Annotated in this window: 34 protein-coding genes and 1 pseudogene; 2 read left to right on the top strand and 33 right to left on the bottom strand. The window is 56.0% G+C overall.

Going from position 1 to position 23426, the window contains the following annotated elements; translation table 11 throughout:
- Positions 1–50: 50 nt before the first annotated feature.
- The 19 genes from rpsK to rpmC all read right to left on the bottom strand — a co-directional run bounded on the left by rpsK (position 51) and on the right by rpmC (position 10555).
- Positions 51–440: a 30S ribosomal protein S11 gene (rpsK, locus tag J7380_RS04255; protein WP_209194638.1), complete on the bottom strand. Its 390-nt coding sequence runs from the start codon at positions 438–440 to the stop codon at positions 51–53.
- Between the two features lie 15 nt (positions 441–455).
- On the bottom strand, positions 456–824 hold the full coding sequence (rpsM, locus tag J7380_RS04250) for a 30S ribosomal protein S13 (protein ID WP_170332212.1): 369 nt from the start codon (positions 822–824) through the stop codon (positions 456–458).
- Between the two features lie 211 nt (positions 825–1035).
- Positions 1036–1683, bottom strand: coding sequence for an adenylate kinase (locus J7380_RS04245; protein WP_170755581.1), 648 nt, complete (start codon positions 1681–1683; stop codon positions 1036–1038).
- A complete protein-coding gene (secY, locus tag J7380_RS04240) occupies positions 1680–3044 on the bottom strand; it encodes a preprotein translocase subunit SecY (protein ID WP_170356673.1) in 1365 nt (454 codons plus the stop codon). Before secY ends, J7380_RS04245 begins: the two co-directional genes overlap by 4 nt.
- Before the next feature lie 109 nt (positions 3045–3153).
- Complete coding sequence (gene rplO, locus J7380_RS04235; protein ID WP_209194637.1) at positions 3154–3627, bottom strand: 50S ribosomal protein L15; 474 nt, start codon at positions 3625–3627, stop codon at positions 3154–3156.
- A gap of 150 nt (positions 3628–3777) precedes the next feature.
- Positions 3778–4650, bottom strand: coding sequence for a hypothetical protein (locus tag J7380_RS04230; RefSeq protein ID WP_247742410.1), 873 nt, complete (start codon positions 4648–4650; stop codon positions 3778–3780).
- A 120-nt stretch (positions 4651–4770) separates the two neighbouring features.
- On the bottom strand, positions 4771–4986 hold the full coding sequence (locus tag J7380_RS04225; protein ID WP_209194636.1) for a DUF1127 domain-containing protein: 216 nt from the start codon (positions 4984–4986) through the stop codon (positions 4771–4773).
- 226 nt (positions 4987–5212) lie between these two features.
- On the bottom strand, positions 5213–6094 hold the full coding sequence (locus J7380_RS04220; RefSeq protein WP_209194635.1) for an endonuclease/exonuclease/phosphatase family protein: 882 nt from the start codon (positions 6092–6094) through the stop codon (positions 5213–5215).
- Between the two features lie 178 nt (positions 6095–6272).
- Positions 6273–6461, bottom strand: a complete 189-nt coding sequence (gene rpmD, locus J7380_RS04215; RefSeq protein ID WP_008757946.1) for a 50S ribosomal protein L30 — start codon at positions 6459–6461, stop codon at positions 6273–6275.
- Positions 6462–6474: 13 nt separating this feature from the next.
- Entirely contained in the window at positions 6475–7038 is a 564-nt protein-coding gene (gene rpsE / locus J7380_RS04210) for a 30S ribosomal protein S5 (protein ID WP_209194634.1), read from the bottom strand.
- 116 nt (positions 7039–7154) lie between these two features.
- The gene (rplR, locus tag J7380_RS04205) at positions 7155–7514 is read right to left on the bottom strand and encodes a 50S ribosomal protein L18 (RefSeq protein ID WP_209194633.1); all 360 of its coding nucleotides are present in this window, start codon (positions 7512–7514) and stop codon (positions 7155–7157) included.
- A gap of 11 nt (positions 7515–7525) precedes the next feature.
- On the bottom strand, positions 7526–8059 hold the full coding sequence (rplF, locus tag J7380_RS04200; RefSeq protein ID WP_170456135.1) for a 50S ribosomal protein L6: 534 nt from the start codon (positions 8057–8059) through the stop codon (positions 7526–7528).
- A gap of 11 nt (positions 8060–8070) precedes the next feature.
- Complete coding sequence (gene rpsH, locus J7380_RS04195) at positions 8071–8463, bottom strand: 30S ribosomal protein S8 (protein WP_170373360.1); 393 nt, start codon at positions 8461–8463, stop codon at positions 8071–8073.
- Positions 8464–8476: 13 nt separating this feature from the next.
- Positions 8477–8782, bottom strand: a complete 306-nt coding sequence (gene rpsN, locus J7380_RS04190) for a 30S ribosomal protein S14 (RefSeq protein ID WP_068340744.1) — start codon at positions 8780–8782, stop codon at positions 8477–8479.
- Between the two features lie 19 nt (positions 8783–8801).
- Positions 8802–9362, bottom strand: a complete 561-nt coding sequence (gene rplE, locus J7380_RS04185; RefSeq protein WP_209194632.1) for a 50S ribosomal protein L5 — start codon at positions 9360–9362, stop codon at positions 8802–8804.
- Positions 9355–9666, bottom strand: coding sequence for a 50S ribosomal protein L24 (gene rplX / locus J7380_RS04180; RefSeq protein ID WP_209194631.1), 312 nt, complete (start codon positions 9664–9666; stop codon positions 9355–9357). Before rplX ends, rplE begins: the two co-directional genes overlap by 8 nt.
- 2 nt (positions 9667–9668) lie before the next feature.
- Positions 9669–10037, bottom strand: coding sequence for a 50S ribosomal protein L14 (gene rplN, locus J7380_RS04175; protein ID WP_008757934.1), 369 nt, complete (start codon positions 10035–10037; stop codon positions 9669–9671).
- 76 nt (positions 10038–10113) lie between these two features.
- On the bottom strand, positions 10114–10344 hold the full coding sequence (rpsQ, locus tag J7380_RS04170) for a 30S ribosomal protein S17 (protein ID WP_170356682.1): 231 nt from the start codon (positions 10342–10344) through the stop codon (positions 10114–10116).
- Positions 10345–10348: 4 nt separating this feature from the next.
- Positions 10349–10555: a 50S ribosomal protein L29 gene (gene rpmC / locus J7380_RS04165; RefSeq protein WP_010437082.1), complete on the bottom strand. Its 207-nt coding sequence runs from the start codon at positions 10553–10555 to the stop codon at positions 10349–10351.
- A gap of 395 nt (positions 10556–10950) precedes the next feature.
- Between rpmC and J7380_RS04160 the strand changes: the two genes are divergently transcribed.
- Both J7380_RS04160 and J7380_RS04155 read left to right on the top strand, forming a co-directional pair.
- Complete coding sequence (locus tag J7380_RS04160) at positions 10951–12000, top strand: cytochrome-c peroxidase (protein WP_209194630.1); 1050 nt, start codon at positions 10951–10953, stop codon at positions 11998–12000.
- 419 nt (positions 12001–12419) lie between these two features.
- Positions 12420–13343 carry a response regulator gene (locus J7380_RS04155; protein ID WP_209194629.1) on the top strand — a complete coding sequence of 308 codons (924 nt, stop codon included), beginning with the start codon at positions 12420–12422 and terminating at the stop codon, positions 13341–13343.
- A gap of 24 nt (positions 13344–13367) precedes the next feature.
- Here the strand turns inward: J7380_RS04155 and J7380_RS04150 are convergent, their stop codons facing one another.
- The 14 genes and pseudogenes from J7380_RS04150 to tuf form a co-directional block, all read right to left on the bottom strand.
- Entirely contained in the window at positions 13368–13988 is a 621-nt protein-coding gene (locus J7380_RS04150) for a 2OG-Fe(II) oxygenase family protein (RefSeq protein ID WP_209194628.1), read from the bottom strand.
- Positions 13989–14028: 40 nt separating this feature from the next.
- Positions 14029–14577 carry an amino acid synthesis family protein gene (locus J7380_RS04145; RefSeq protein WP_209194627.1) on the bottom strand — a complete coding sequence of 183 codons (549 nt, stop codon included), beginning with the start codon at positions 14575–14577 and terminating at the stop codon, positions 14029–14031.
- A gap of 152 nt (positions 14578–14729) precedes the next feature.
- Positions 14730–15143 carry a 50S ribosomal protein L16 gene (gene rplP / locus J7380_RS04140; RefSeq protein ID WP_058283513.1) on the bottom strand — a complete coding sequence of 138 codons (414 nt, stop codon included), beginning with the start codon at positions 15141–15143 and terminating at the stop codon, positions 14730–14732.
- A 12-nt stretch (positions 15144–15155) separates the two neighbouring features.
- Positions 15156–15866, bottom strand: coding sequence for a 30S ribosomal protein S3 (rpsC, locus tag J7380_RS04135; RefSeq protein ID WP_008758042.1), 711 nt, complete (start codon positions 15864–15866; stop codon positions 15156–15158).
- Complete coding sequence (rplV, locus tag J7380_RS04130) at positions 15866–16246, bottom strand: 50S ribosomal protein L22 (RefSeq protein ID WP_039538267.1); 381 nt, start codon at positions 16244–16246, stop codon at positions 15866–15868. The genes rpsC and rplV overlap by 1 nt, the downstream gene beginning before the upstream one ends.
- 3 nt (positions 16247–16249) lie before the next feature.
- A complete protein-coding gene (gene rpsS, locus J7380_RS04125) occupies positions 16250–16528 on the bottom strand; it encodes a 30S ribosomal protein S19 (RefSeq protein ID WP_005980699.1) in 279 nt (92 codons plus the stop codon).
- Between the two features lie 3 nt (positions 16529–16531).
- Positions 16532–17374, bottom strand: a complete 843-nt coding sequence (gene rplB, locus J7380_RS04120) for a 50S ribosomal protein L2 (RefSeq protein ID WP_008757664.1) — start codon at positions 17372–17374, stop codon at positions 16532–16534.
- Positions 17375–17611: 237 nt separating this feature from the next.
- Positions 17612–18280, bottom strand: coding sequence for a hypothetical protein (locus J7380_RS04115; protein WP_209194626.1), 669 nt, complete (start codon positions 18278–18280; stop codon positions 17612–17614).
- Positions 18281–18588: 308 nt separating this feature from the next.
- Positions 18589–19623: a fatty acid desaturase gene (locus tag J7380_RS04110; RefSeq protein ID WP_209194625.1), complete on the bottom strand. Its 1035-nt coding sequence runs from the start codon at positions 19621–19623 to the stop codon at positions 18589–18591.
- A gap of 163 nt (positions 19624–19786) precedes the next feature.
- Positions 19787–20083 carry a 50S ribosomal protein L23 gene (locus J7380_RS04105; RefSeq protein ID WP_008757532.1) on the bottom strand — a complete coding sequence of 99 codons (297 nt, stop codon included), beginning with the start codon at positions 20081–20083 and terminating at the stop codon, positions 19787–19789.
- A complete protein-coding gene (rplD, locus tag J7380_RS04100) occupies positions 20080–20697 on the bottom strand; it encodes a 50S ribosomal protein L4 (RefSeq protein ID WP_170484467.1) in 618 nt (205 codons plus the stop codon). The genes J7380_RS04105 and rplD overlap by 4 nt, the downstream gene beginning before the upstream one ends.
- Complete coding sequence (gene rplC / locus J7380_RS04095) at positions 20694–21419, bottom strand: 50S ribosomal protein L3 (RefSeq protein WP_170328778.1); 726 nt, start codon at positions 21417–21419, stop codon at positions 20694–20696. The genes rplD and rplC overlap by 4 nt, the downstream gene beginning before the upstream one ends.
- Before the next feature lie 15 nt (positions 21420–21434).
- Positions 21435–21749 carry a 30S ribosomal protein S10 gene (gene rpsJ, locus J7380_RS04090; protein WP_008756422.1) on the bottom strand — a complete coding sequence of 105 codons (315 nt, stop codon included), beginning with the start codon at positions 21747–21749 and terminating at the stop codon, positions 21435–21437.
- Between the two features lie 1261 nt (positions 21750–23010).
- Positions 23011–23426 (bottom strand): annotated as a pseudogene (gene tuf, locus J7380_RS04085) (elongation factor Tu); the annotation flags it as partial.

Here is a 23426-nt window from a genome sequence, read left to right as displayed (position 1 = left end):
GACGTGCTGGGGCCGTGCAAAAACACAGCCCCAGCTCAATTCAAAATCGCTTAGACGCGGCGGCGCTTCGGCGGGCGGCAGCCGTTGTGAGCAATCGGAGTCACGTCGCGGATCGACGTGATGTTGAAGCCCGCAGCAGCCAACGCACGCAGAGCCGATTCACGACCCGAACCGGGGCCCTGAACTTCGACTTCCAGCGTCTTGACGCCATGTTCCTGCGCCTTTTTGCCTGCGTCTTCTGCAGCCATCTGAGCGGCGTAGGGCGTCGATTTCCGCGACCCTTTGAAGCCCATGGTACCGGCAGACGACCACGAGATGGCGTTGCCTTGTACGTCCGAGATCAGGATCTTGGTGTTGTTGAAGGTCGAGTTCACATGGGCAACGCCCGATGCGATGTTCTTACGCTCTTTGCGCTTAACGCGAGTCTTATCACGTGCCATCAGTCAGACCCTCCCTTATTTCTTCTTACCAGCGATGGCCTTTGCGGGGCCTTTGCGGGTACGAGCATTGGTGTGGGTGCGCTGACCGCGAACCGGCAGGTTGCGGCGGTGACGAAGACCGCGATAGCAGCCCAGGTCCATCAGGCGCTTGACGTTCATCTGAACTTCGCGGCGCAGGTCGCCTTCGACGGTGAAGTTTTCGTCGATATATTCGCGAATTTTCAGAACTTCGGCGTCGGACAATTCGTTGACGCGACGGGTCGCTTCAATGCCCACGGCTTCGCAGATCGCTTTGGCCGAGGTGTTGCCGATTCCGGTGATATATGTGAGGGCGATAGGTACCCGCTTTGCAGTCGGGATGTTTACGCCGGCAATACGTGCCACGTGTCACTTTCCTTTTCGTTGCGGTTCCGTAACTCCAGAACCTTTTTTCACAACGCTTTACCGTGGCAGTGTCGCCAGAGGGTTCAGCATTATTCGAGGTGGTCGGGGCGGTTGGGACGAATCCCGCACGCGGTCTTGATTCCCCTTGGGGATGGGGGTCGATATGGGCTTTTGGCGATGCCGTCAAGCCCATATTCAAATGCGGGTCAGGTCAGGCGTCCAATGCGGCTGCAATCGCGCCCTGAACCTCGTCAATCTCGCCCAGACCATCGACCCAGGACAGGTTGCCCTTGGCGTGGTAATAGCCGATCAGCATCGAGGTTTTCTTGTAATACTCCATCAGACGGGTCTTGAGGCTTTCCTCATTGTCGTCCGCGCGACGCTTGAAGTCACCTTCCTTGCCGCAGTTCGAGCATTTGCCATCCGCCGGGATCGGTTTGGTGATGTCGTTATAGACTTCACCGCAACCGCCGCAGGTTGACCGAGCCGTGATACGCGCGACCAAAGCGTCGTCGTTCACTTCCATCGCGATGACCGCGTCCAACGTCTCGCCGGTGCTGTCCAGCAGCTCACCCAGCGCATCGGCTTGGGCCAGAGTGCGCGGGAAACCGTCAAAGATGAAACCGCCTTCAGCGCCTTGTTCCAACTTTTCGCGGATCAGGCCGATCACGATCTCATCGGTCACAAGCTGACCCTTGGCCATCACCTCGGCCACGCGGTTGCCCATTTCGGTGCCGCTGTCCTTGGCTTCGCGCAGCATGTCGCCAGTGCTCAGCTGGACCATGCCGCGGGTTTCAACAAGGTGACGCGCTTGCGTTCCTTTACCTGCCCCCGGGGGGCCGAGAAGAATGATGTTCATCGACGAGCGGGTCCCTTCCTGCCGCGTTTCTTACCTTTACCACGCAGTTGGGACTTTTCGATCAGCCCTTCGTATTGATGCGCCAGCAGGTGGCTCTGGACTTGTTGGATCGTGTCCATGGTCACAGAGACGATAATCAGAACCGAGGTACCGCCGAAATAGAACGGGATGGCAAACTGGCCCCGAAGAATTTCAGGCAACAGACAGACCGCCGCCAGATAGGCCGACCCCAGAACCAGCACGCGGTTGACCACGTATTCCAGATACTCGGCGGTTTTCTTGCCCGGACGGATACCCGGCACAAAGCCGTTCTGCTTTTTCAGATTGTCCGCCACATCGTCCGGTTTGAACGATACGTTGAACGTGTAGAAATAGGCAAAGAACACAATCATCGAGGCGAAGAACAGCAGGTACAATGGCTGTCCGGGACCAAAGTTGGCCAGAAGCCAAGACATGACCGGCCCGTTGGTTGCGCCCGACGAGAAGGTCGAGATCGTCACCGGCAGTAGCAGCAGCGAGCTGGCAAAGATCGCCGGGATAACGCCCGCCGGGTTCACTTTGACCGGCAGGTGGCTTGAGCCGCCCTCATAGATCTTCATACCGGCCTGACGGCGCGGGTATTGAATATGGATCTTGCGCAAGGCGCGTTCCATGAAGACCACGAATGTAATCACGGCAATCACCATCACGATCACACCGATGATCACAGCAGGGCTGATCGCGCCCGAGCGACCCGAAGCGAAGAACTGTGCCAAGGCGGCCGGGACTTCGGCAATGATGCCCACGAAAATGATCAGAGAGATACCGTTGCCGATGCCGCGTGCGGTGATCTGCTCACCCAGCCACATCAGGAACATTGTACCACCAACCAGCGTGATCATGGTCGACAGGCGGAAGAACAGGCCCGGATCGGTCGCCAGATCGCCCGATTCCAGCGACACCGCCAGACCATAAGCCTGAACGGTGGCCAGCGCCACGGTGCCGAAACGGGTATATTGGTTGATCTTCTTGCGTCCCTGCTCGCCCTCTTTCTTGAGCTGTTCGAGCGCGGGAACCATAGATGTCAGCAGCTGCACGATGATCGAGGCTGAAATGTAGGGCATGATGCCAAGGGCAAAAATCCCCATGCGCCCCAGCGCCCCGCCAGTAAACATCGAAACCATACCGCCGATGCCCTGCCCCGCTTGCTCCATGAACTCGCGCAGTGCTTGGCCGTCGATGCCCGGAACCGGAATGAAGGTGCCCAGACGGTAGACGATCAGCAATGCAAGCGTGAACAGGATGCGGTTGCGCAGATCGGTGGCTTTCCCAAGGGCAGACCAGCTTGTGTTGGCTGCCATTTGTTCTGCTGCTGATACCATAAATCGGTCTCTCTTATGAAAACACCGCCCGGAACCGTTTTCCGGCTCGGGCGGCGTCTTGGAAAACTCTGAGGTCTATGTAAGCGGGTCTTTGCCCGCTCACAAGCGCTTACTCTGCCGCAGCGGCTTTTGTGACCGTCAGTGAGCCGCCCGCTTTTTCGACTGCCGCAACGGCAGATTTCGAAGCACCGGTTACTTCCAGGTTCACTTTGGCGCTGATTTCGCCTTTGGCCAGTACGCGGATGCCGTCCAGCTTGCGACGCACCAGACCGGATGCGACCAACGCATCCTCGGTGATCGCAGCCGATGCGTCCAGCTTGCCGGCGTCAACGAATTTCTGGATCAGACCCAGGTTGATAACAGCAAATGCCTTACGGTTCGGCTTGTTAAAGCCACGCTTGGGCAGACGCTGATACAAAGGCATCTGGCCGCCTTCGTAGCCATTGATGGCCACACCCGAGCGGGATTTCTGGCCTTTGATACCACGGCCACCCATTTTACCTTTGCCGGAACCCGGACCACGGCCAACGCGGGTCCGTTTCGGTGCGGCGCCGGGATTGTCGCGCAATTCATTCAGTTTCATTTCGCTTCTCCTTAGCCGGATGTGACCCCCGAAGCGTGATGGGCCAAACGCGGCGTTTCTTGGTTTTGATTCTCATGGCCACAAGGCCACCGCAGCCCGATACAGCGTTGTGCCGATCTATGCAAGTTTGTTGTCAGGCTAACCCGTATTTCACGTGTCTAAAATGGGCGCTGCCGCCGGGTCGATACCGTGTTTTTCAACCAACTGCCCAACTAAACTGTTTGGATCAGGCACTCCTCCGAAACGGTTACGCAAAATCGACCTCATCCGCCTGCCGTAAAAATGGATCGAAACCGTATCGTCCTTGAGATAGGGCGACAGATCAACATCTGGTCGGGCAAGAGCTCGCCTCCGGGTAAAATTGACCGGGTAAAAGACATGCTCTGGCAGTGCGTAACGGATTTCTCCAGAGGTGTGCAGCGCCCATAAAACAGCACCCGGCCCCCAAGCGCCCCAATATACCTCGGGTACATTTATTGGAGAGCCACTGTCCAGTGCGGCCTGCAACGTTTGTCTGTGTCGTTTTGGTAACCAGGGTGGGATGCGAAAAGGATCCTGCGTGAATTCGTTCAGCAACGCCAGCGCCTCGCTGTCTGGCGGCAATTTGAGGACGCCAATTCCCATCGTTCCTTCAAGATACGCGTAGTAATGCCCGGTCTCTGTTTCGAAGGGTTTGATGCAATACGCATCCGTGTCAGCCCAAATCAGGTCAGGTTCCTGCGCCAGCATTCTATAGCGAAATTTGTCAGCATGAGGTGCAGGACTGCCGGTTCGACCGTGGGTAACGAATTCGCTATCGTGCAGAACTTCACGCGCATCACGTTGCTCGACCCCGTCAGGGACATTTGAAACTGTCCCGTAGGTGTAAAGACGGACGGGTTGCCCAACATCCAAGAAAGACTTGATGCAGAGCTGCTCTAGGAAGCTTAGCGGGCCATCGACCCACAGCATGCCAATCTGGAATTCCGTCACCCTGTTCAGCCCTTCATTCGTCCCTAATTCGCAACGTGTTTGGCGGATCATTGCGCGGGCTGCAACGCACGAAGTCCGAATTCAACGCCATCGTGTCAAACTGATCACCCAAACGCAAAGAGGCGCCTAACGGCGCCTCCTGATCTAAGCCTTCGCGCTTTCGCGTTATGGTTAGGAACAATACGCGTGTTCGCGTGCGATATCCTTGATGTCACAACGACGCACACCGATGTCGTTCAATTCACGGTCGCTCAGACCCTGAAGCTCGGTATAGGTGCGGTTGTACTCGGCGCGCAGGGCATATGCCTCTTTGACGCGGGCGACGAGTGTTGCGATGCGGGCGCTCAGGCCAAAGCCTTCGCGGGTAAAGGTTGCTGTGTTAGCCATGGTTCGATTCCTTTCTGAGCCCAAGGCGAATTCCTCGGGATACTGTGTGCGTTCCTGTTTGGGACAGCGCTCAGATAAGGAGAGTGGATATCGCTAACAACGGATGTTTCGGTCTATCCGTTATGCGTTGGCGGAATGGCCGTGCAGCTTTTACCCATTTTCGCTTTGGTAGTCGGCCCCGCGTCTAACAATTCTGTCCCGCAATAAATTATGTTCCATGGAACATCTACGGCACCCTAAGCCTGATGTTAGCCAACACTCCGGCGTGGTCAGAACCGAAAAAAGGGCGTATTTCCTGAGACCCACCTCCCGGTGCCAAAACAAAATCAAGCGGCAGCGGTACATGTCGAAGTTTCAAAGTTGGTCGAACAGGCCCAGTAAGCCGTGTGTTCGTTAGCGATGCTATCCTTCCAACACGTCCAGACCATGGCATGGAGTTAAAATCACCAGCAATGACGAGAGCGCCGTCGAGATCGGCCAGAGCTCTTTCGGCATCTACTTCGTTATTGAGGCTGTCATGGGGCCAGGGCCAAGGGATATGAACAGACACTAACCAAACCTTTGAATTCTCGATAACAACTGGCACGGCTGCAATAGCACGCGAGTTCGAGCAAATAGGCTCGCCTTGGATCGGATGACGTGACGCCAACGCGATCCCGCTCCAACTCGAAAACCTGCAAAAGTGTTGATACGGGTAACTTTTTTCCAGCAGCCTTAGAACTTCTATATTTCTATCAGAAACCTCCTGCAGCATAACAGCGTCCGCACCCGTTGCTTCAATATCGTCCACCAAAGCCGGAATTTCGGTATTAGCGAACCACAGATTCTTCGCGTAAACCTTTAGGTCGTCGCCCGGCTGTTGAGGTAAAAGAAGCCTTACCGTCGTAAAGAGCGCTGCGGCTACAACGCACGCGAAGGCCATCTTAAGCCAAAATGACCTTGCAGCGAACATACCGGCAACACAGAAAAGGCCGAAAATCGGCCGTCCTATCGAAATTGTGTCGGGAACTCTGTGAAGCTGGCCAAGAAACCCGACTATCACGAGAGTGCCAGCCACACAGCTCAATCCAATCAATACACTGCGCATCACTTTGATACTTATCTCCAAATGCCTATCTTTCAGGCACTCACAATAGTTGCATCAACGACAATTAACGGTCTGAAGTATCAGAGGTTTTCAGGTTTTTTTGTGCAGAGGGTCCGGGTGTAAAGCAAACAATCATTAAATAAAGAAAACGCCCCCGACACTGTCGAGGGCGTTTCAAGAACTTCTGAAAGAGTCGCGCTTAACCGCGCTCTTCGATGATCTCAACCAGATGCGGGATCTTGTTGACCATGCCGCGCACAGAAGGAGTGTCCTCCAGCTCACGGGTTTTGTGCATCTTGTTCAGGCCCAGACCGATCAGGGTTGCGCGCTGTTCGGCGGGGCGGCGGATCGGGGAACCGATCTGCTTGACGACGATGGTTTTTGCCATGGTACGCTACTCCTTACGCTTCGGCTTCAGCCGGTGCTTCGTCCCGCTTGGGCAGGATGTCAGCAACTTTTTTGCCACGACGTGCGGCAACCGAACGCGGGCTCTGCTCTTTTTGCAGGCCGTTCATGGTGGCGCGGATCATGTTGTACGGGTTCTGCGAGCCCAGCGACTTGGACACAACGTCCTTCACGCCCAGCATTTCGAACACGGCACGCATCGGACCACCGGCGATGATACCAGTACCTTCAGGTGCGGTGCGCATAACCACTTTACCAGCGCCGTGACGGCCTTCGATGTCGTGGTGCAGAGTCCGACCTTCGCGCAGTTGCACGCGGATCATCTGACGCTTGGCTTGTTCAGTCGCCTTACGGATGGCCTCGGGTACTTCTTTCGCTTTACCCTTGCCAAAGCCCACGCGGCCTTTCTGATCGCCGACAACCACCAGAGCGGCGAAGCCAAAGCGCTTACCACCTTTTACGGTTTTCGACACGCGGTTGATTGCGACCAGGCGATCTGCAAATTCCGGTGCTTCTTCACGGTCGCGGCCACGGCCCCGACGGTTTTCACGTTCTGCCATTTGGCATCCCTTTTCTCATGTGGCGCAAACGGCGCCGTTTTCTTCAATCCAAGTGAGCCCCGACTAACGTCAGGGCCCCCGGATCATCGGGGCAGCCGTCAAGCTGCCCGCAGGTCTTAGATCTTCAGACCACCTTCACGCGCGGCTTCGGCAACTGCCTTCACCTTGCCGTGGAACAGGAAGCCACCACGATCGAAATAGGCCTCTTCGACGCCTGCCTTTTTGGCACGCTCGGCGATGGCCGCGCCCACTTTGGTGGCCGCTTCGACGTTGTTTTTGCCAACAACACCCAGATCTTTTTCCAGGGTCGAGGCTGCGGCCAGGGTCACGCCACGAACGTCGTCGATCAGCTGAACGCTGATGTTCTTGTTCGAACGGTGAACCGACAGGCGTACGCGGCCCGCGTTGACTTTGCGAAGTTTGTTCCGAACGCGCAGGCGGCGCTTCAGAAACAGGGTTCTTTTGCTGTTTGCCATTGTCTGCGTCCTTACTTCTTCTTGCCTTCCTTGCGGAAGATGAACTCGCCCTTATAGCGGATGCCCTTGCCTTTGTACGGCTCGGGACGGCGCCATTCGCGGATTTTGGCCGCGACTTCGCCCACCTGCTGCTGGTCGATACCTTCCACAACGATCTCGGTCTGCTTCGGCGCGGTGATGGTGACACCTTCCGGAGCAGTGAAATCAACGTCGTGGCTGTAACCCAGGTTCAGCTTCAGGGTGTTGCCCTGCATCTGAGCCCGGTAACCAACACCCTGGATCTCCAGCTCTTTTTTGAAGCCAGTCGTCACACCGGTCACCAGGTTGGCAACCATGGTGCGGCTCATGCCCCACTGCTGGCGGGCACGCTTGGACATGCCACGGGGGTCGATCTTGACCACGTTGTCTTCAACCGACAGCGTAACGTCGTCGGTGGCGGTGAAGCTGCGGGTGCCTTTCGGACCTTTCACTTCGATGGTCTGACCCGACACAGAGGCGGTAACGCCGCTGGGCAGCTCGACCGGTTTTTTACCAATACGAGACATTGCAGACCTCCTTAGAAGACGGTGCAGAGCACTTCGCCGCCAACATTGTTGGAGCGAGCGTTTGCGTCCGACATCACACCTTTCGGAGTGCTGACAATCGACACGCCCAGACCCTGACGGACCTGCGGGATGTCATTGACGCCCATGTAGACGCGACGACCGGGCTTTGAGACCCGCTTCAGCTCGCGAATGACAGGGGTGCCTTCGTAGTACTTCAGGCTGATTTCGATGGCCGGATGACCGTTTGCACCGGTCGTCTTTTCATAGCCACGGATGTAGCCTTCGTCCGCCAGCACGTCCAGAACCCAACCGCGCAGCTTGGAAGCCGGGGTGGAAACGGTGGACTTGCCGCGCATTTGCGCGTTGCGGATACGGGTGAGCATATCGCCGATAGGATCATTCATATCTATGTCTCCCTTACCAGCTCGATTTCACCATGCCGGGGATCTGACCAGCAGAACCCAGCTCGCGCAGCGCGATACGGCTGACCTTCAGCTTACGGTAGTAAGCGTGGGGACGACCGGTCAGCTGACAACGGTTGTGCAGACGGGTAGCCGAGCTGTTGCGCGGCAGTTTCGCCAGTTTCAGACGCGCTTTGAAACGCTCTTCCATCGGGCGGCTCTCGTCATTCGCGATTTCTTTCAGCTCGGCACGCTTTGCGGCATATTTGGCCACCAGGCGTTCGCGCTTCTTTTCGCGTTCGATCATTGCTTTTTTAGCCATGTCTCAATCCTCGCGGCGCTTAAGCGTTGAAGGGCATGTTGAAAGCTTTCAACAGGCTCTTTGCTTCAGCGTCGGTTTTCGCTGTGGTGGCAATTACGATATCCAAGCCCCAGACCTCGTCGACCTTGTCGAAGTCGATTTCCGGGAACACGATGTGCTCTTTCATGCCCATGGCAAAGTTGCCCTGACCATCGAAAGACGGCTTAACACCGCGGAAGTCACGAACGCGCGGCAGCGCGATGGTGATCAGACGATCCAGGAATTCATACATCCGGTCACCGCGCAGGGTCACTTTCGCGCCCAGCGGCATGTCTTCACGGACGCGGAAACCCGCGATCGACTTCTTCGCCTTGGTTGCAACGGCCTTTTGACCAGCAATCGCAGTCAGATCTTCGACAGCAGCTTTCGCCTTCTTCGAGTCTTTGACCGCCTCAGCACCACAACCGATGTTCAGAACGATTTTGTCCAGCTTGGGCAGCTGCATGTCGTTCTTGTAGCCGAACTCTTCTTTCAGAGCGGCGCGGATGGTTTCAACGTACTGAGTTTTCAGACGCGGGGTGTAGGTTGCGGAATCAAGCATCGATCACGTCCCCTGTGGTCTTGGCGAAGCGGACCTTCTTGTCGCCTTCCATGCGGAAACCAACGCGGGTTGCTTTGCCGTTTGCATCCAGCAGCGCCAGGTTCGACAATTCGATCGGGTTTGCCTGAGGCAGACGACCACCTTGCGAAGTTTGCGACTGACGGGTGTGACGGATGGCAATGTTGATGCCTTCGACAACAGCTTTGCCGGCTTTGGGGTCAACCGAGGAAATGGTTCCTTCTTTACCCTTGTCCTTGCCGGCCAGCACGACGACCTTGTCGCCTTTGCGGAGTTTAGCAGCCATGATTACAGCACCTCCGGAGCCAGCGAGATGATTTTCATGAAGTTCTTGCCGCGCAGTTCGCGAACAACGGGGCCAAAGATACGGGTGCCTACGGGCTCGTTGTTGTTGTTCAGGATGACGGCGGCGTTGCGATCGAAACGGATCGCGGTGCCGTCTTCGCGACGGACTTCCTTGGCGGTGCGTACGACGACGGCCTTGCGGACGTCACCTTTCTTTACGCGGCCGCGCGGGATGGCTTCCTTCACCGAGACGACAATGATGTCGCCAACGGAGGCGTATTTACGCTTGGAACCACCCAGGACCTTGATGCACTGAACTCGGCGTGCGCCGGAGTTGTCAGCGACATCCAGATTGGTCTGCATCTGGATCATGTGGTTTCTCCCGACCTGTGGGGGCTGGTCTCGTTAGATCCCCCAGGGTTTCGACAAATGGGAAAATCCCGGAGGCTTACGCCTCCAGAACTTCCCAACGTTTCGTCTTCGATTTCGGCGCGCATTCGATGATGCGGACTGTATCGCCGACCTTGAAGGCGTTCTTTTCATCGTGAGCCCGGTATTTCTTGGACTTACGGATGGTTTTCTTCAGAACCGGATGCGTAAAGCGGCGCTCTACCTGAACGGTTACGGTCTGTTCGTTGGCGTCGCTGGTCACGGTGCCTTGCAGGATACGCTTGGGCATCTGATTACTCCTCGGATGCCGCAGCAGCGGCCTTTTCGTTCAGAATGGTTTTGACACGGGCGGCATTGCGGCGGGCCGCTTTGATGCCGGCAGTGTTTTCCAGCTGACCGGTTGCCTGTTGAAAGCGCAGGTTAAAGCTTTCTTTCTTCAGGTTGGCCAGTTCCTCGCGGAGCTGGTCCGGGGTCTTGTCACGCAGTTCTTGGGCGTTCATCGCCTTTTTCCTTTGCTCAAAACACCAGAAGGCCCCCTGACAGGGTCACCTTGGACCTGGTGGATGAATGATAGACATACGAATCGCCCGACAACGCCGGGAGATCGCAGGATGCCGCCGTATAAGGGTTTGGGGGATGGGTGGCAAGAGGAAGTTTGAGCTATCGACAGTTGTCGGACTTCGGCGAGTCCTTAACCCAACTAACACGCCCGGGCTGCCGGAATACCGGCGAACACGACACCGGTATTTACCCGTTCCTAAGAAAACATCTGAGCAAATTAGAAGAATTCTAAAAATATTTCACGCAGCCAGTTTAGAATTGATCTAAATCAAAGAGCCCGACTCAAAGTAAACTAAATAGTTCAGCAGGGAGATTACAGTTATTGGAGCTAACAATGAAACTGAAATCCAGCCTCACTCATGCAGCAATGATCGCGGTCCTGGCTACTGGTGCTCAGGCGAATGACTTGCGCAACGAAGCGCTTGATGTTTTCGACCCCCTGCCCTCGACCGTACCTGCAGTGAACGATAACCCGATCACTGTTGAAAAGATCGAGTTGGGCAAAGCCTTGTTCTTCGATCCGCGCATGTCTGCATCGGGTGTGTTCTCATGTAACTCATGCCACAATCTGGCGACTGGCGGGGACGACAACCTTGAGACCTCGATCGGGCACGGCTGGCAACGTGGCCCGCGCAACTCCCCCACGGCTCTGAACTCGGTTTTCAACGAAGCGCAGTTCTGGGATGGGCGCGCCGAAGACTTGGCCGCGCAGGCGAAAGGCCCGGTTCAGGCCGGTGTCGAAATGGCCAACACACCGGATAATCTGGTGCAAACGCTAAATTCGATGCCGCAATATGTGGAGTGGTTCTCTGAATCATTCGAAGGTGAAGAAGACCCGGTAAACTTTGACAATTTTGCCAAGGCCATCGAGGCATTCGAAGCCACCCTTATCACCCCTGCCCCGTTCGACGCCTGGTTGAACGGTGACGACAACGCCATGACCCAAGAGCAGCTGGCAGGTCTGTCCCAGTTCATGGACATGGGCTGCGCCGCCTGCCACTCGGGCGTCAATGTCGGCGGTAGCGGGTACTATCCCTTCGGTCTGATCGAAAAACCCGGCGCGGATGTTCTGCCCGTCGGCGATAAAGGCCGCTTTGCCGTGACCGAGACTGTGGACGACGAATATGTGTTCCGCTCAGCACCTTTGCGGAACGTCGCATTGACTGCGCCCTATTTCCACTCGGGCAAAGTATGGGACTTGAAAGTCGCGGTTCAGATCATGGCCGAGTCGCAACTGGGTGAGGAACTGGGCGACAACGAAGCCAACCAGATCGTTGCCTTTCTGGAAAGCCTGACCGGCACTTTGCCTGAAGTAACTTATCCGGTGCTGCCGGCCGAGACGGCGACGACCCCCCGCCCCTCGGGCGAGATCATCGCCGAATAAACACCTAAGGCAGGCCTTACGGCCTGCCTTTTAACCTTAAAGACCAGACGACCCCTGAGCATGCCACCTTGGACATAGCGGATGCATGATAACACCAAGAGGTCGCAGTATGCTGCCGCGCAAGGTATTAGCGGATGGCTTGCAAGGGAAAGCTCATTCTCCCACTCACCCTGTCTGTCGCAATGGCGATATGCATGGCCTTTTCACCCGATAGTGATAAGAAAATCCCCAAAGGCAGGTGCTATACCTAAAATACATCTTTTCAGGCCGGCAATTTTGACGATACCATCTTAAAACGACAACACTTTAAGTTGCACAAACTTTTAAAACAGCATTTAGCGTCGCATCCATTTGTGACCACATAGAACTAACAAAATTTGAGTTCAGCCAAAGACCGCCAACCATACAGGAGGCTTGCAATGAGAGTTCTTTTAGTCGACGACGATATGGACATCTTGAAGGTGCTTTCGCTTGGGCTGGCCTCGAATGGAAGTTTCACTGTAGAGACGGCATCGTCCGCGATTCAGGGCTTGGAAAAAATCGCTCACGCTGACCGTCCGTTTGATTTGTTCCTTCTGGACATTCAAATGCCCAAAATGACCGGGGTCGAGCTATGCCGCCGGATTCGATCTTTGCCTGACTATCGCTATGCGCCGATCATCATGGTCACTGCGATGTCCGACAAGAAACATGTTGACGATGCCTTTGCCGCAGGGGCGACAGATTATGTAAACAAGCCGGTGGACTTCGATGACCTGCAACTACGCATCAAGCACGCATTGCAGTCATCGGCGCGTGTTGAACGACTTGACACGACTTCGCAATACATGGCCAAAGCCGTTGCCCTCAGCGACGCAATAACAATCGACGATGTAGATGGGGTTCTAAAAGTACATTCTTTTGAAAACTACCTGACGCATCTTGGCAGGCTGAAGTTCCGGGCGACCAAGCTGCAAATCCTGACAGTTACAAATATCGCGTCCATCTACGAAAGATGCACATCTCAGGAATTTATTGACGAAGTGACCGATATCGCTGAGTGCATCTCAGACGCACTTTGCGACCATGCGCCGATGATCACCTATTTCGGACGAGGAATCTTTGGCATCGCCACTCATGGTCATTACGTTGATTCCATCGTCAACGTTTCAGACAACATCCGCCGTCAGATTTTGGAGACCGGGTTGGTGTTCCGGGACGGTAGCCCCGTGCACGTTGAATTTGACGTCATCGGAATTGGCCGCAAAACCTTTTTGTCACCCCATACCCAAGTCGCCTTCGTCGACCGTATGATCGGAGAACTGAAAACAGCCGCGCAGTCAGACGAGCCCCTGTTTCAATAAGCGTGGGATGTCACGCTTTCGACGTTAATCCCACTTGTAGTTGAAGCTGACGCTGATGCGTTCTTCTTCGGCCATGTTCATTGGCACTTCGTGGCGCAGCCAGCTTTCCCAAAGCAGCACGTCGCCCACCTGCGGCTTCATGTATATGAACGGCTGCAAATCCCGCCGCCCGCCTTTGACCCGCGTCGGTGCGGCCATCATGCGGCCCGAGCGAGGGTCTTCCAGCTTCAGCGCACTCGCGCCTTCGGGCATGGAAACATAGGTCGTGCCCGAGATCACGCTGTGCGGGTGCAGGTGGCTGGAGTGCATTCCGCCCTCGGGCAGGATGTTGATCCACAGGTCTTCCAGCTTCAGCGCGCCCTCGCCCAGATCGAACTCCAGATCTTTGGCGAAGGCCGCGACGTGTTGGTCCAGCGCCGCGACCAGATCGGCAAAGATCGGAAACCGCCAGGGCAAATCGGTCAGCGAAGCGTAACTGGTATAGCCGGGATAGCCGTTCTCTTCGCACCAGTCCTGCCCGGCCTCATCATCCTCGGCGATGACAAGGCATGAGCTTTCCAATTCCTGAGCGTCAATCTTGGGATCGAACTCGGAGAGGGACGCGCGGTAGAGACGGGTTACGAAGAGTGATTCAATCTGTGCCATGGGCCGGGCATACCGCAGTGTTTTCGGCAAGGCCAGTCGATTAGCCTCTGACGGGCCCTTTGCCACAGCGTGGGATCGGGCGACCGCCATCGGCATAGGCAAGGCACAGAACGATCTCATCCGGTTTAGGTGCGTCCGGGATGTTCAACGTCATCGTGTCGAAATGGTCGAACGACCAAGGGTTGTCCTTGTGCCCCAGTGGCAGATCAATCGCGCAACCCGGCGCGCCAAGCTTGGCGTTCGAAGGGATCACGGCCTCGCCTCCGCCCGCCGCCGCGCGCATGGGCGCGCCAAGCTTGGGATGGATCACCGCCCCGCCGTGCTCAAGATCGCCGTTCATTCCGATGATCGCCGCCTTACCGTAGGATACCGGCGCACCGTCCAGTTGGGAGATCGCTTCGGATGCGAGGTCCGGGCCAAGAAGCGCACCAATCTCGAACAACTCGGAAAGGTCGTCCGAGAACCGCCCAGCCAGAGGGTTCGCGAACACCGCCAGCGCAGCAACTCGGCTGATCGGATCGCAGGGCTGGCCCAACTGATCGGTGGTTATGATTTCCTTAACGAACATTTTTTTGCGCAGTTGAACCATAGGGCCCTCCCATTCCTACCGGGCAGCCTAGGGGCGCAGTGAGACGTGGTCGACGGTTTTTGCGGCCCTTAATTCACAAGCGCAACAGAAAACCCCCGCCGGTTTCCCGACGGGGGTCAATCTTGTCACGAACGGGGTTGCCCCCGGATCGCTTACCAGTCTTCGCGAACCACGACGCGGGTCTTGATCGGCAGCTTCATCGCAGCCAGGCGCAGGGCCTCGCGGGCGATGTCGTCATTGACGCCGTCGATCTCGAACATCACGCGACCAGGCTTGACTTTGCATGCCCAGCGGTCGACCGAACCTTTACCTTTACCCATACGAACTTCGATCGGCTTGGCCGTGACCGGAGTATCGGGGAAGATGCGGATCCAAACACGACCCTGACGCTTCATGTGACGCGTCATGGCACGACGTGCAGCTTCGATCTGGCGTGCGGTTACACGCTCAGGCTCAAGAGCTTTCAGGCCGTAGGTGCCAAAGTTCAGATCAGAGCCGCCCTTGGCGAGACCCTTGATCCGGCCTTTGTGCATCTTGCGGAATTTAGTACGCTTTGGTTGAAGCATATCTTTCCCTCCTTAGCGACGACCGCCACCAGCACCACGAGGTGCAGGGCCGTCCTGGAGTTCCTGTGCTTTACGGTCACGTGCCTGCGGATCGTGCTCCATGATCTCACCTTTGAAGATCCAGACCTTGATCCCGATGATCCCGTAGGGGGTCATCGCTTCGGCATGTGCGTAATCGATGTCGGCACGCAGAGTGTGCAGAGGCACGCGGCCTTCGCGGTACCACTCGGTCCGTGCGATTTCGGCGCCGCCCAGACGACCAGCGACGTTCACCCGGATACCCAGGGCGCCCATGCGCATGGCGTTCTGAACCGAGCGCTTCATGGCGCGACGGAACGAAACACGACGTTCCAGCTGCTGAGCGATGGACTCGGCAACCAGCTGCGCGTCAAGCTCGGGCTTGCGCACTTCGACGATGTTCAGGTGCAGTTCGCTGTCGGTCATACGCGCAAGCTTTTTGCGCAGAACTTCGATGTCTGCACCTTTCTTGCCGATGATGACACCGGGACGTGCCGTGTGGATCGTGACGCGGCACTTTTTGTGCGGACGTTCGATGATCACACGGGCAACACCGGCCTGCTTGCACTCTTTGTTGATGAACTCACGGATCTTGAGGTCTTCCAGCAGAAGATCACCGTAGTCCTTGGTGTCGGCGTACCAGCGGCTGTCCCAGGTGCGGTTGACCTGCAGGCGCATGCCGATCGGATTTACTTTATGACCCATTAGGCTTGCTCCTCAACTTGACGCACCTTGATGGTGATCTCCGAGAACGGCTTCATGATCTTGCCGAAACGGCCACGGGCACGCGGGCGACCGCGCTTCATGACCAGGTTCTTGCCAACCCATGCTTCGGCGACGATCAGCTCGTCAACGTCCAGGTTATGGTTGTTTTCGGCATTCGCGATTGCGGATTGCAGGCACTTCTTGACGTCCTGCGCGACACGCTTGTTGCTGAAAGTCAGGTCGGTCAGAGCCTTCTCAACTTTCTTGCCGCGGATCATTTGCGCAACCAGGTTCAGTTTCTGCGGGCTGGTGCGAAGCATACGGGTTTTCGCCATTGCTTCGTTTTCAGCCACGCGGCGGGGGTTCTTTTCCTTGCCCATGACTTACTTCCGCTTCGCTTTTTTGTCTGCGGCGTGGCCATAATAGGTGCGGGTCGGCGAGTATTCACCGAACTTCTGACCGATCATGTCTTCCGAGACGTTTACGGGGATATGTTTCTGGCCGTTGTACACACCAAAGGTCAGACCCACGAACTGGGGCAGAATGGTGGAACGACGCGACCAGATTTTGATGACTTCATTGCGGCCCGACTCGCGCGCTGCTTCGGCTTTTTTCAGCACGTAAGCATCGACGAAAGGACCCTTCCAAACAGAGCGAGACATAGATTAACGTCCCTTCTTCTTGGCGTGCCGCGAGCGGATGATCAGCTTCTGGGACGCTTTGTTCTTGTTGCGGGTACGCTTACCCTTGGTGTCCTTACCCCAAGGCGTAACCGGTGTACGGCCACCCGAGGTACGACCTTCACCACCACCGTGCGGGTGATCGATCGGGTTCATTGCAACACCACGAACCGACGGACGAACGCCTTTGTGGCGCATACGACCGGCTTTACCGAGGTTTTGGTTGCTGTTGTCGGGGTTGGACACGGCACCGACGGTGGCCATGCATTCCTGACGGACCATGCGCAGCTCGCCCGAGCTCAGACGGATCTGAGCGTAGCCGCCATCGCGACCAACGAATTGCGCGTAAGTACCGGCCGCACGTGCGATCTGACCGCCTTTGCCAGGCTTCATCTCGATGTTGTGGACGATGGTACCGATGGGCATGCCCGAGAACGGCATTGCATTGCCCGGCTTGATGTCGGCCTTGGCGGATGCCACAACCTTGTCACCAACAGCCAGACGCTGCGGAGCCAGGATATATGCCTGCTCGCCGTCTTCGTATTTTACCAGTGCGATGAATGCGGTCCGGTTCGGGTCATATTCGATCCGCTCGACGGTTGCCGCGACATCAAATTTGTTCCGTTTGAAGTCAACGATCCGGTAGAGACGCTTTGCGCCACCGCCGCGGCGGCGTGAAGTGATCCGTCCGGTGTTGTTCCGGCCGCCCGATTTGGTCAAACCCTCAGTGAGAGACTTGACCGGACGTCCTTTCCAAAGCTCCGAACGGTCGATCAGCACCAGCCCGCGCTGGCCCGGCGTCGTCGGCTTGTACGACTTGAGTGCCATGCTTTCTGTCTTCCGTTTAGCAAGTGCAGGGGGTTTCCCTGCTATGTGATAGGCCCCCGTAGGTGCCAAGGGTATAGGGCCCCGAAGGTCCCCGGTTACAAATATCAGAGGCCCCGGAACGAATCCGAGGCCGCAAGATTGGGAGCGTTTAGCAGTGTTGGGGGTGGGTGTCTATAGGGGAAATAAGTATCCTGACTCAGCATTATTAATCCTCCGGGTGAGACAAGCCCCGCTCATCTAATCCCCCTCATCCTCTTCGGATATGAGGAGCTTCACGTGTTTTTTGAGCTGTCCGATAGCTTTTTCCATAAAGAAGTGAAAGCGCATCTCTCTCTGTTCGTCTTTGGTGGAGCTTTCAAACTCCCAGAGCATTGCCTTGATCTTCAGGTATTTCTCATCACCTGCCTTAGTCCGTCGAGTAAACGAATACGGAACAGACCCGAGCACCGCCATAGAAACTCCGGCAACGCTAATCGAAAACGGATCAACAATTAGGCCATTTGCTTCCAAATCTCGCAATTCAGACGACAAACGCTTTTCTGCATCCGAAATCTGCAACTTCTTAACCGGAGAGCCGAAATTCTTCCTCAAAGCTTGGAACGAACCCGGTTTCGATCGCACATATTGGCTGCCAGCATTTGAGAAATCCACGGGATTAGCTTTGAGAAACTCTTCGAAGTGGCGGCCAATGTACTCATCTATTCTCTTAATCTCACTCGGGAAGGTCAGCCCCTTGCGACTTTCCAAGTGCCAAGCATATGCTGCGAAAACCAATGGCCACACATAGACTGACTTGCCAGTGACCAAGCGCGAGAACTCGTCACATTCATCTTGGTTCGGCCAATCGTTCGGGTTGGTTAGGGACAATATTCCGTAAGAAAATGGGCTAATATCTGGTGCCTGCATAAAAGAATTCCACTGTACAATTTAGCAAACCACTACTCCAACAACCCAAAACGTTCCAGACCTGAGTTTCCTTGGTCTAGAACGTAAACGATTTCAAAACCAAGCGCGGAACAAGGCCGAAGGCCGCCGCGCCAGCGACTGCCCGTCCCGGCGGGCTGGCGCTTTGGGGGCGTTTGCGCCTCGCTATGAACTCGGATGTATTTGGCACCATAAAGTGCACTGATCAGGCGTGACAGCGCCATCCCACGGGCAGTCGCTGGCGCGACTCATCACTCTGCTGAACGGTCAGGATCAAGGTCAGGTTGCCTTCACCCATAAAGCGCGCGGGCTTCGGCGAAGGATAACAGGCGGCGGCTCTTTTCGTCCCACAAATGCAACCGCGCATTGGCAAGGCTCTCACGGATGGTCATCCGGTTGCTGTTTGCCAGCTCGTCATGGTCACGCAGCACTTCGGTCAAGCGGTAGAATGGAATGCGACTGTATAGGTGGTGCACATGGTGAATGCCGATATTGGCGCTGAACCACTGCAATACAGATGGCAGAATATAGTGCGAACTGCCGTGCAGGGCGGCCTCGTGCAATTGCCAGTCCTTATCGGGATCCCATTGCGTCTCTTCGAACTGGTGCTGCACGTAAAACAGCCAGACACCCGCCGTCGCGGCCAGCAGGGTCGATGGCAGGAAGATCAGCAGCAACGGCATCACACCGCCGAAATAGTATATGGCCAGCAGAGCCAGAAGTATTGCCAGATTGGTGGCCATGGCGCTGATCCAGAATTTCAAGAGACCCGTTAGGCCAAGCGGCAGGCGGTTCTGCAGCAGAAACAGATAGCCGGGCCCTAAGCCAAACAAGGTGACTGGGTGGCGGTAGACCCGATACCAAAACCGGTTCAGAGGCGTCAAAGCCAGATACTCTGCCACGGTCAGAGTGTGGATATCGCCCATCCCGCGCTTGTCCAGATTACCGGCGCTGTTGTGATGGGTAGAATGCGTACGACGCCAGACATCATAAGGCGTCAGGGTCAGCACGCCGATCACCCGACCGGTCCAGTCGCTGAGCATCCGGTTGCTGAAGAACGCCCCGTGCCCACAATCATGCTGAATCGCAAACAGACGCAGCAGAAAGGCTGCGTTGAGAACTGCAATGGCAAAAGCCAGCCAGTAGCTGACCGACAGTGACATCCACGACAGCGCCCATAAGGCAATAAATGGCACGATGCTGACGCCAAGCTCGAACGCGCTACGCAACTGGTTCGGCTCTCGGTATTTGGCCAGTGTCGACACCCAATCCCGCGCTGCGGTCACTTGCGGATTGCCCGAGTTCGGTTGGATGGAATGTGTCATGCGCCTGCCGTGTTTTCTATCTTCACCGGATCACCTTCTGACCCGGCGTCGCAAGCGATTTATGCAATTGGCCTTTTAATCCGAGGTCAAATTTGTGTCACCGCCATAGTAAAAAACCCCCGCTTTCGCGGGGGTCTTCCGTTCTTTCCATAGACCGTTCCGATCAGAGACCGGTAGATACGTCGATGGTGTTACCCTCTTCAAGGGTCACATATGCTTTTTTGACGTCTTTCCGACGACCCAGCTGGCCGCGGAACCGCTTGACCTTGCCTTTGGTCACGGTGGTGTTCACCGCTTTGACCTTCACACCAAACAGCGCCTCAACGGCCTCTTTGATCTGCGGCTTGTTGCTGTCGATCGCCACTTCAAAGACAACCGCGCCGTTTTCGGACGCCATGGTCGACTTTTCGGTGATGATCGGCTTGCGGATCACGTCGTAGTGTTCTGCCTTCGCGCTCATTTCAGACGAGCCTCCAGTGCTTCGACAGCCGCTTTGGTGAGCACCAGAGTGTCACGCTTGAGGATGTCATAGACGTTTGCGCCCATCGTCGGCAGGATATCCAGACCTTCGATGTTTTTGGACGCTTTCAGGAACCCTTCGTTCACGGTCGCGCCGTCGATGACCAGAGCACGTTTCCAACCCAGGTTTGCAACCTGTTTGGCCAGAGCAGCGGTCTTGCCTTCGGCTTCGGCACTCTCGATCACAACCAGTTCACCTGCCTTGGCTTTGGCCGACAGAGCGTGGCGCAGGCCCAGCTTGCGGAACTTCTTGGGCAGGTCGTGGCCGTGCGAACGCACGACGGGGCCTTTGTAGATACCACCACCACGGAAGATCGGCGCGTTACGGTCACCATGGCGTGCGCCACCGGTGCCCTTCTGGCGATAGATCTTCTTGGTCGAGTAGCTGGTTTCCGAGCGGGTCTTCACCTTGTGGGTGCCGGCCTGCGCGTTGTTGCGCTGCCAACGGACCACACGGTGTAGAATGTCCGCGCGCGGCTCGAGACCGAACAGATCGGCGTTCAGCTCGATGTCGCCGGCTTTACCGCCGTCCAGTTTGATTACATCAAGTTTCATGCTTCACCACCTTCCGCGGGAGCTTCTTCCGCAGGTGCTTCGGTTGCAGCCGATTTCACAGCAGCCGGGAAAGGCAGGCCTTCCGGTGCTTTCTTCTTCACGGCGTCCTTGACGGTGACCCAGCCCGATTTCGGTCCGGGAACGGCGCCTTTGATGAAGACCAGGTTCCGGTCGGCGTCGGTTTTGACGACTTCCAGGTTCTGGGTGGTAACACGGGCAGCACCCATGTGACCGGCCATCTTCTTGCCTTTGAAAACCTTGCCCGGATCCTGACACTGACCCGTTGAGCCGTGCGAACGGTGGCTGATCGAAACACCGTGCGAGGCGCGCAGACCACCGAAGTTGTGGCGCTTCATCGCACCGGCAAAGCCTTTACCGATCGAGGTACCCGAAACGTCAACCTTCTGACCTTCCAGGAAGTGTTCTGCCGAAATCTCGGCGCCCACATCAATCAGGCCATCTTCGGACACACGGAACTCGGCCAGCTTACGCTTGGGCTCAACCTTGGCAGCGGCATAGTGACCGCGCATGGCTTTCGAGGTGCGTTTTGCCTTCGCGGCACCGGCGCCCAGCTGAACGGCGGTGTAGCCGTCTTTGTCAGCGGTACGCTGTGCAACAACCTGCAGGTTGTCCAGGTGAAGAACGGTCACAGGGATCTGCTTGCCGTCTTCCATGAACAGGCGGGTCATGCCAACTTTTTTTGCGATAATACCAGAGCGCATTCTCATACCCTCCGATTACGACTGCAGCTTGATCTCGACGTCCACACCAGCAGCGAGGTCGAGCTTCATCAGCGCGTCAACGGTCTGGGGGGTCGGATCAACGATGTCGAGCAGACGCTTGTGCGTACGGATCTCGAACTGGTCGCGGGATTTCTTGTCAACGTGAGGACCACGGAGAACCGTGAACTTCTCAATCTTGTTCGGCAGCGGGATCGGGCCGCGCACGTTCGCGCCGGTCCGCTTGGCAGTGTTGACGATCTCTTGCGTGCTGGCATCCAGGACGCGATAGTCAAATGCCTTCAGCCGAATACGGATATTTTGGCTTTGCATATTAACAGCCTTTTTTAGGCGTTGAGGTTGAGAGGAGGACAGACGCGCATCGCCAACCCTCATCGAACCCAAAAGGCGGGAATCACCCCGCCTTGACGTTCTTATCGAGAACTCGCGCGTATTAGTTGGGTTGGAGGGGTTTAGCAAGGGGTTTAATAAAGCGACTACGTTCTAAAGAAACTTAACAGTGCCCGCACTGCGAACAGCACACATTCTGGCTTCTACCAACTTTTGCTATACTAACGATACTGGTCTCGCATTCGACACAGCTTTCTTCATTGGCTACCAGTTCAAATGCTGAGTCGCACATCAAGCAAGTTGCCGTATTTCCACTTGTTGTAGTAGCTGTAGCTTGCCTTCCATCACTTAATTTGCTAGCACACGCGTCCATACAATTTGGGCAGTAAACTTTTAGCGAAGATTTCTTTGCTCCGACACATGCTGTGAAATCCTCATTGGAAACCAATGACATTGTCAATGGCAACTCATCCATTGCGTCAGTTACCGGAGATGTCCATCTGTAGTCGTAGAAGTATCTATTGGCACTTCGTCCGTCATATTTGACTCGATTTGAAAGCCATCGCCCTTCCGGCCACAGCGATCTATATTGACAACAAGACGATGAAACTAGGTAACTCAGCGAAACATCGGTAGAATGAACTCCAAGATGCATTACTTTGTTCCGAACCTGCCGCAAGCGTTGGAAAAGTGTTTCGTACTCAGGTTGCAATTGGAAACTCGTGAATGTGTTTACAGCCTTAGGTAGATCGACCGCATCCAACGTTCTCAATCCGGTGAAATCAAGGTCGCGGCCTGAGCCCGATAGAGGCACGGAGCCGTTTATGAGAAGCAAGTATGGGCTTACTTTACATATCAGCGCTTTCATTCGTAGCTCGGCGGATTGAAGCAGCATCGATATCAAATAGCTAATTTCTGGTTGCGCTTCGTGCGTGTACTCTCTCCACTCGATCAAATAGTCATGTTCCCCATCCAACTCGTGAGGTTCAACGGGATAACAAGCCGCAAAGTCGTGGTACATGTTCAGCGTTCGGGACCAAATATCGAAGTATCCGCGAAGCGCGGCTTCGTTGAGACCCTCATATGAAGGAACATTTATCAAACCCATTTTTTGCTTTCCAAACAAAGCTTCTCGTTAAGTTCTCCTTTTCACATTATCCGATCAAACAATAAAGGCCGCCCCTTTTTGGGACGGCCTTCTCTCGTTCAACGATGTGCCGGGCTGAAGCCCGGCCTACCGTGATTATTCAGTGATTTTCGACACAACGCCGGCGCCGACGGTGCGGCCGCCTTCGCGGATCGCGAAACGCAGGCCCTGCTCCATCGCGATCGGCGCGATCAGCTCAACGCCGAACGACACGTTGTCGCCGGGCATGACCATCTCGGTGCCTTCCGCCAGAGTCACGGTGCCGGTCACGTCAGTCGTACGGAAGTAGAACTGAGGACGGTAGTTCGCGAAGAACGGGGTGTGACGACCACCCTCTTCCTTGGTCAGGATGTAGGCTTCGGCCTCGAACTTGGTGTGCGGGGTCACCGAACCCGGCTTACACAGAACCTGGCCACGCTCAACGCCGTCACGGTCAACACCACGCAGCAGCGCGCCGATGTTGTCGCCCGCTTCACCGCGGTCCAGCAGCTTGCGGAACATTTCAACGCCGG

The organism is Ruegeria sp. R8_1 (assembly GCF_017743815.1).
GTDB classification, from domain to species: Bacteria; Pseudomonadota; Alphaproteobacteria; order Rhodobacterales; family Rhodobacteraceae; genus Ruegeria; species Ruegeria lacuscaerulensis_A.
The sequence above is the reverse complement of the archived record's forward strand: the minus strand, read 5'-3'. Positions and strand labels throughout refer to the sequence as shown.

What these genes read in the sequence shown, in the direction of transcription:
- secY (WP_170356673.1), bottom strand. Translation starts at nt 3,044, where the DNA reads ATGGTATCAGCAGCAGAACAAATGGCAGCCAACACAAGCTGGTCTGCC.
- rplX (WP_209194631.1), bottom strand. Translation starts at nt 9,666, where the DNA reads ATGGCTGCTAAACTCCGCAAAGGCGACAAGGTCGTCGTGCTGGCCGGC.
- J7380_RS04230 (WP_247742410.1), bottom strand. Translation starts at nt 4,650, where the DNA reads ATGATCCGCCAAACACGTTGCGAATTAGGGACGAATGAAGGGCTGAAC.
- rplD (WP_170484467.1), bottom strand. Translation starts at nt 20,697, where the DNA reads ATGAAACTTGATGTAATCAAACTGGACGGCGGTAAAGCCGGCGACATC.
- rpsK (WP_209194638.1), bottom strand. Translation starts at nt 440, where the DNA reads ATGGCACGTGATAAGACTCGCGTTAAGCGCAAAGAGCGTAAGAACATC.
- rpmD (WP_008757946.1), bottom strand. Translation starts at nt 6,461, where the DNA reads ATGGCAAAAACCATCGTCGTCAAGCAGATCGGTTCCCCGATCCGCCGC.
- J7380_RS04115 (WP_209194626.1), bottom strand. Translation starts at nt 18,280, where the DNA reads ATGCAGGCACCAGATATTAGCCCATTTTCTTACGGAATATTGTCCCTA.
- rplB (WP_008757664.1), bottom strand. Translation starts at nt 17,374, where the DNA reads ATGGCACTCAAGTCGTACAAGCCGACGACGCCGGGCCAGCGCGGGCTG.
- rpsH (WP_170373360.1), bottom strand. Translation starts at nt 8,463, where the DNA reads ATGAATGATCCTATCGGCGATATGCTCACCCGTATCCGCAACGCGCAA.
- rplO (WP_209194637.1), bottom strand. Translation starts at nt 3,627, where the DNA reads ATGAAACTGAATGAATTGCGCGACAATCCCGGCGCCGCACCGAAACGG.
- J7380_RS04225 (WP_209194636.1), bottom strand. Translation starts at nt 4,986, where the DNA reads ATGGCTAACACAGCAACCTTTACCCGCGAAGGCTTTGGCCTGAGCGCC.
- rpsE (WP_209194634.1), bottom strand. Translation starts at nt 7,038, where the DNA reads ATGGCAGAACGTGAAAACCGTCGGGGCCGTGGCCGCGACCGTGAAGAA.
- J7380_RS04110 (WP_209194625.1), bottom strand. Translation starts at nt 19,623, where the DNA reads ATGACACATTCCATCCAACCGAACTCGGGCAATCCGCAAGTGACCGCA.
- rplP (WP_058283513.1), bottom strand. Translation starts at nt 15,143, where the DNA reads ATGCTTCAACCAAAGCGTACTAAATTCCGCAAGATGCACAAAGGCCGG.
- J7380_RS04245 (WP_170755581.1), bottom strand. Translation starts at nt 1,683, where the DNA reads ATGAACATCATTCTTCTCGGCCCCCCGGGGGCAGGTAAAGGAACGCAA.
- rplF (WP_170456135.1), bottom strand. Translation starts at nt 8,059, where the DNA reads ATGTCTCGTATTGGTAAAAAACCGGTCGAGCTGCCCAGCGGCGTTACC.
- J7380_RS04145 (WP_209194627.1), bottom strand. Translation starts at nt 14,577, where the DNA reads ATGGTTCAACTGCGCAAAAAAATGTTCGTTAAGGAAATCATAACCACC.
- rplN (WP_008757934.1), bottom strand. Translation starts at nt 10,037, where the DNA reads ATGATCCAGATGCAGACCAATCTGGATGTCGCTGACAACTCCGGCGCA.
- rpsN (WP_068340744.1), bottom strand. Translation starts at nt 8,782, where the DNA reads ATGGCTAAAAAAGCAATGATCGAACGCGAAAAGAAGCGCGAACGCCTG.
- rplE (WP_209194632.1), bottom strand. Translation starts at nt 9,362, where the DNA reads ATGCTTGATTCCGCAACCTACACCCCGCGTCTGAAAACTCAGTACGTT.
- rplC (WP_170328778.1), bottom strand. Translation starts at nt 21,419, where the DNA reads ATGCGCTCTGGTATTATCGCAAAAAAAGTTGGCATGACCCGCCTGTTC.
- rplV (WP_039538267.1), bottom strand. Translation starts at nt 16,246, where the DNA reads ATGGGCAAGGAAAAGAACCCCCGCCGCGTGGCTGAAAACGAAGCAATG.
- rpsJ (WP_008756422.1), bottom strand. Translation starts at nt 21,749, where the DNA reads ATGCAAAGCCAAAATATCCGTATTCGGCTGAAGGCATTTGACTATCGC.
- J7380_RS04105 (WP_008757532.1), bottom strand. Translation starts at nt 20,083, where the DNA reads ATGAGCGCGAAGGCAGAACACTACGACGTGATCCGCAAGCCGATCATC.
- rpmC (WP_010437082.1), bottom strand. Translation starts at nt 10,555, where the DNA reads ATGAACGCCCAAGAACTGCGTGACAAGACCCCGGACCAGCTCCGCGAG.
- J7380_RS04160 (WP_209194630.1), top strand. Translation starts at nt 10,951, where the DNA reads ATGAAACTGAAATCCAGCCTCACTCATGCAGCAATGATCGCGGTCCTG.
- rpsC (WP_008758042.1), bottom strand. Translation starts at nt 15,866, where the DNA reads ATGGGTCATAAAGTAAATCCGATCGGCATGCGCCTGCAGGTCAACCGC.
- J7380_RS04150 (WP_209194628.1), bottom strand. Translation starts at nt 13,988, where the DNA reads ATGGCACAGATTGAATCACTCTTCGTAACCCGTCTCTACCGCGCGTCC.
- rplR (WP_209194633.1), bottom strand. Translation starts at nt 7,514, where the DNA reads ATGGCAAACAGCAAAAGAACCCTGTTTCTGAAGCGCCGCCTGCGCGTT.
- J7380_RS04155 (WP_209194629.1), top strand. Translation starts at nt 12,420, where the DNA reads ATGAGAGTTCTTTTAGTCGACGACGATATGGACATCTTGAAGGTGCTT.
- rpsS (WP_005980699.1), bottom strand. Translation starts at nt 16,528, where the DNA reads ATGTCTCGCTCTGTTTGGAAGGGTCCTTTCGTCGATGCTTACGTGCTG.
- rpsQ (WP_170356682.1), bottom strand. Translation starts at nt 10,344, where the DNA reads ATGCCCAAGCGTATCCTGCAAGGCACCGTGACCAGCGACGCCAACGAA.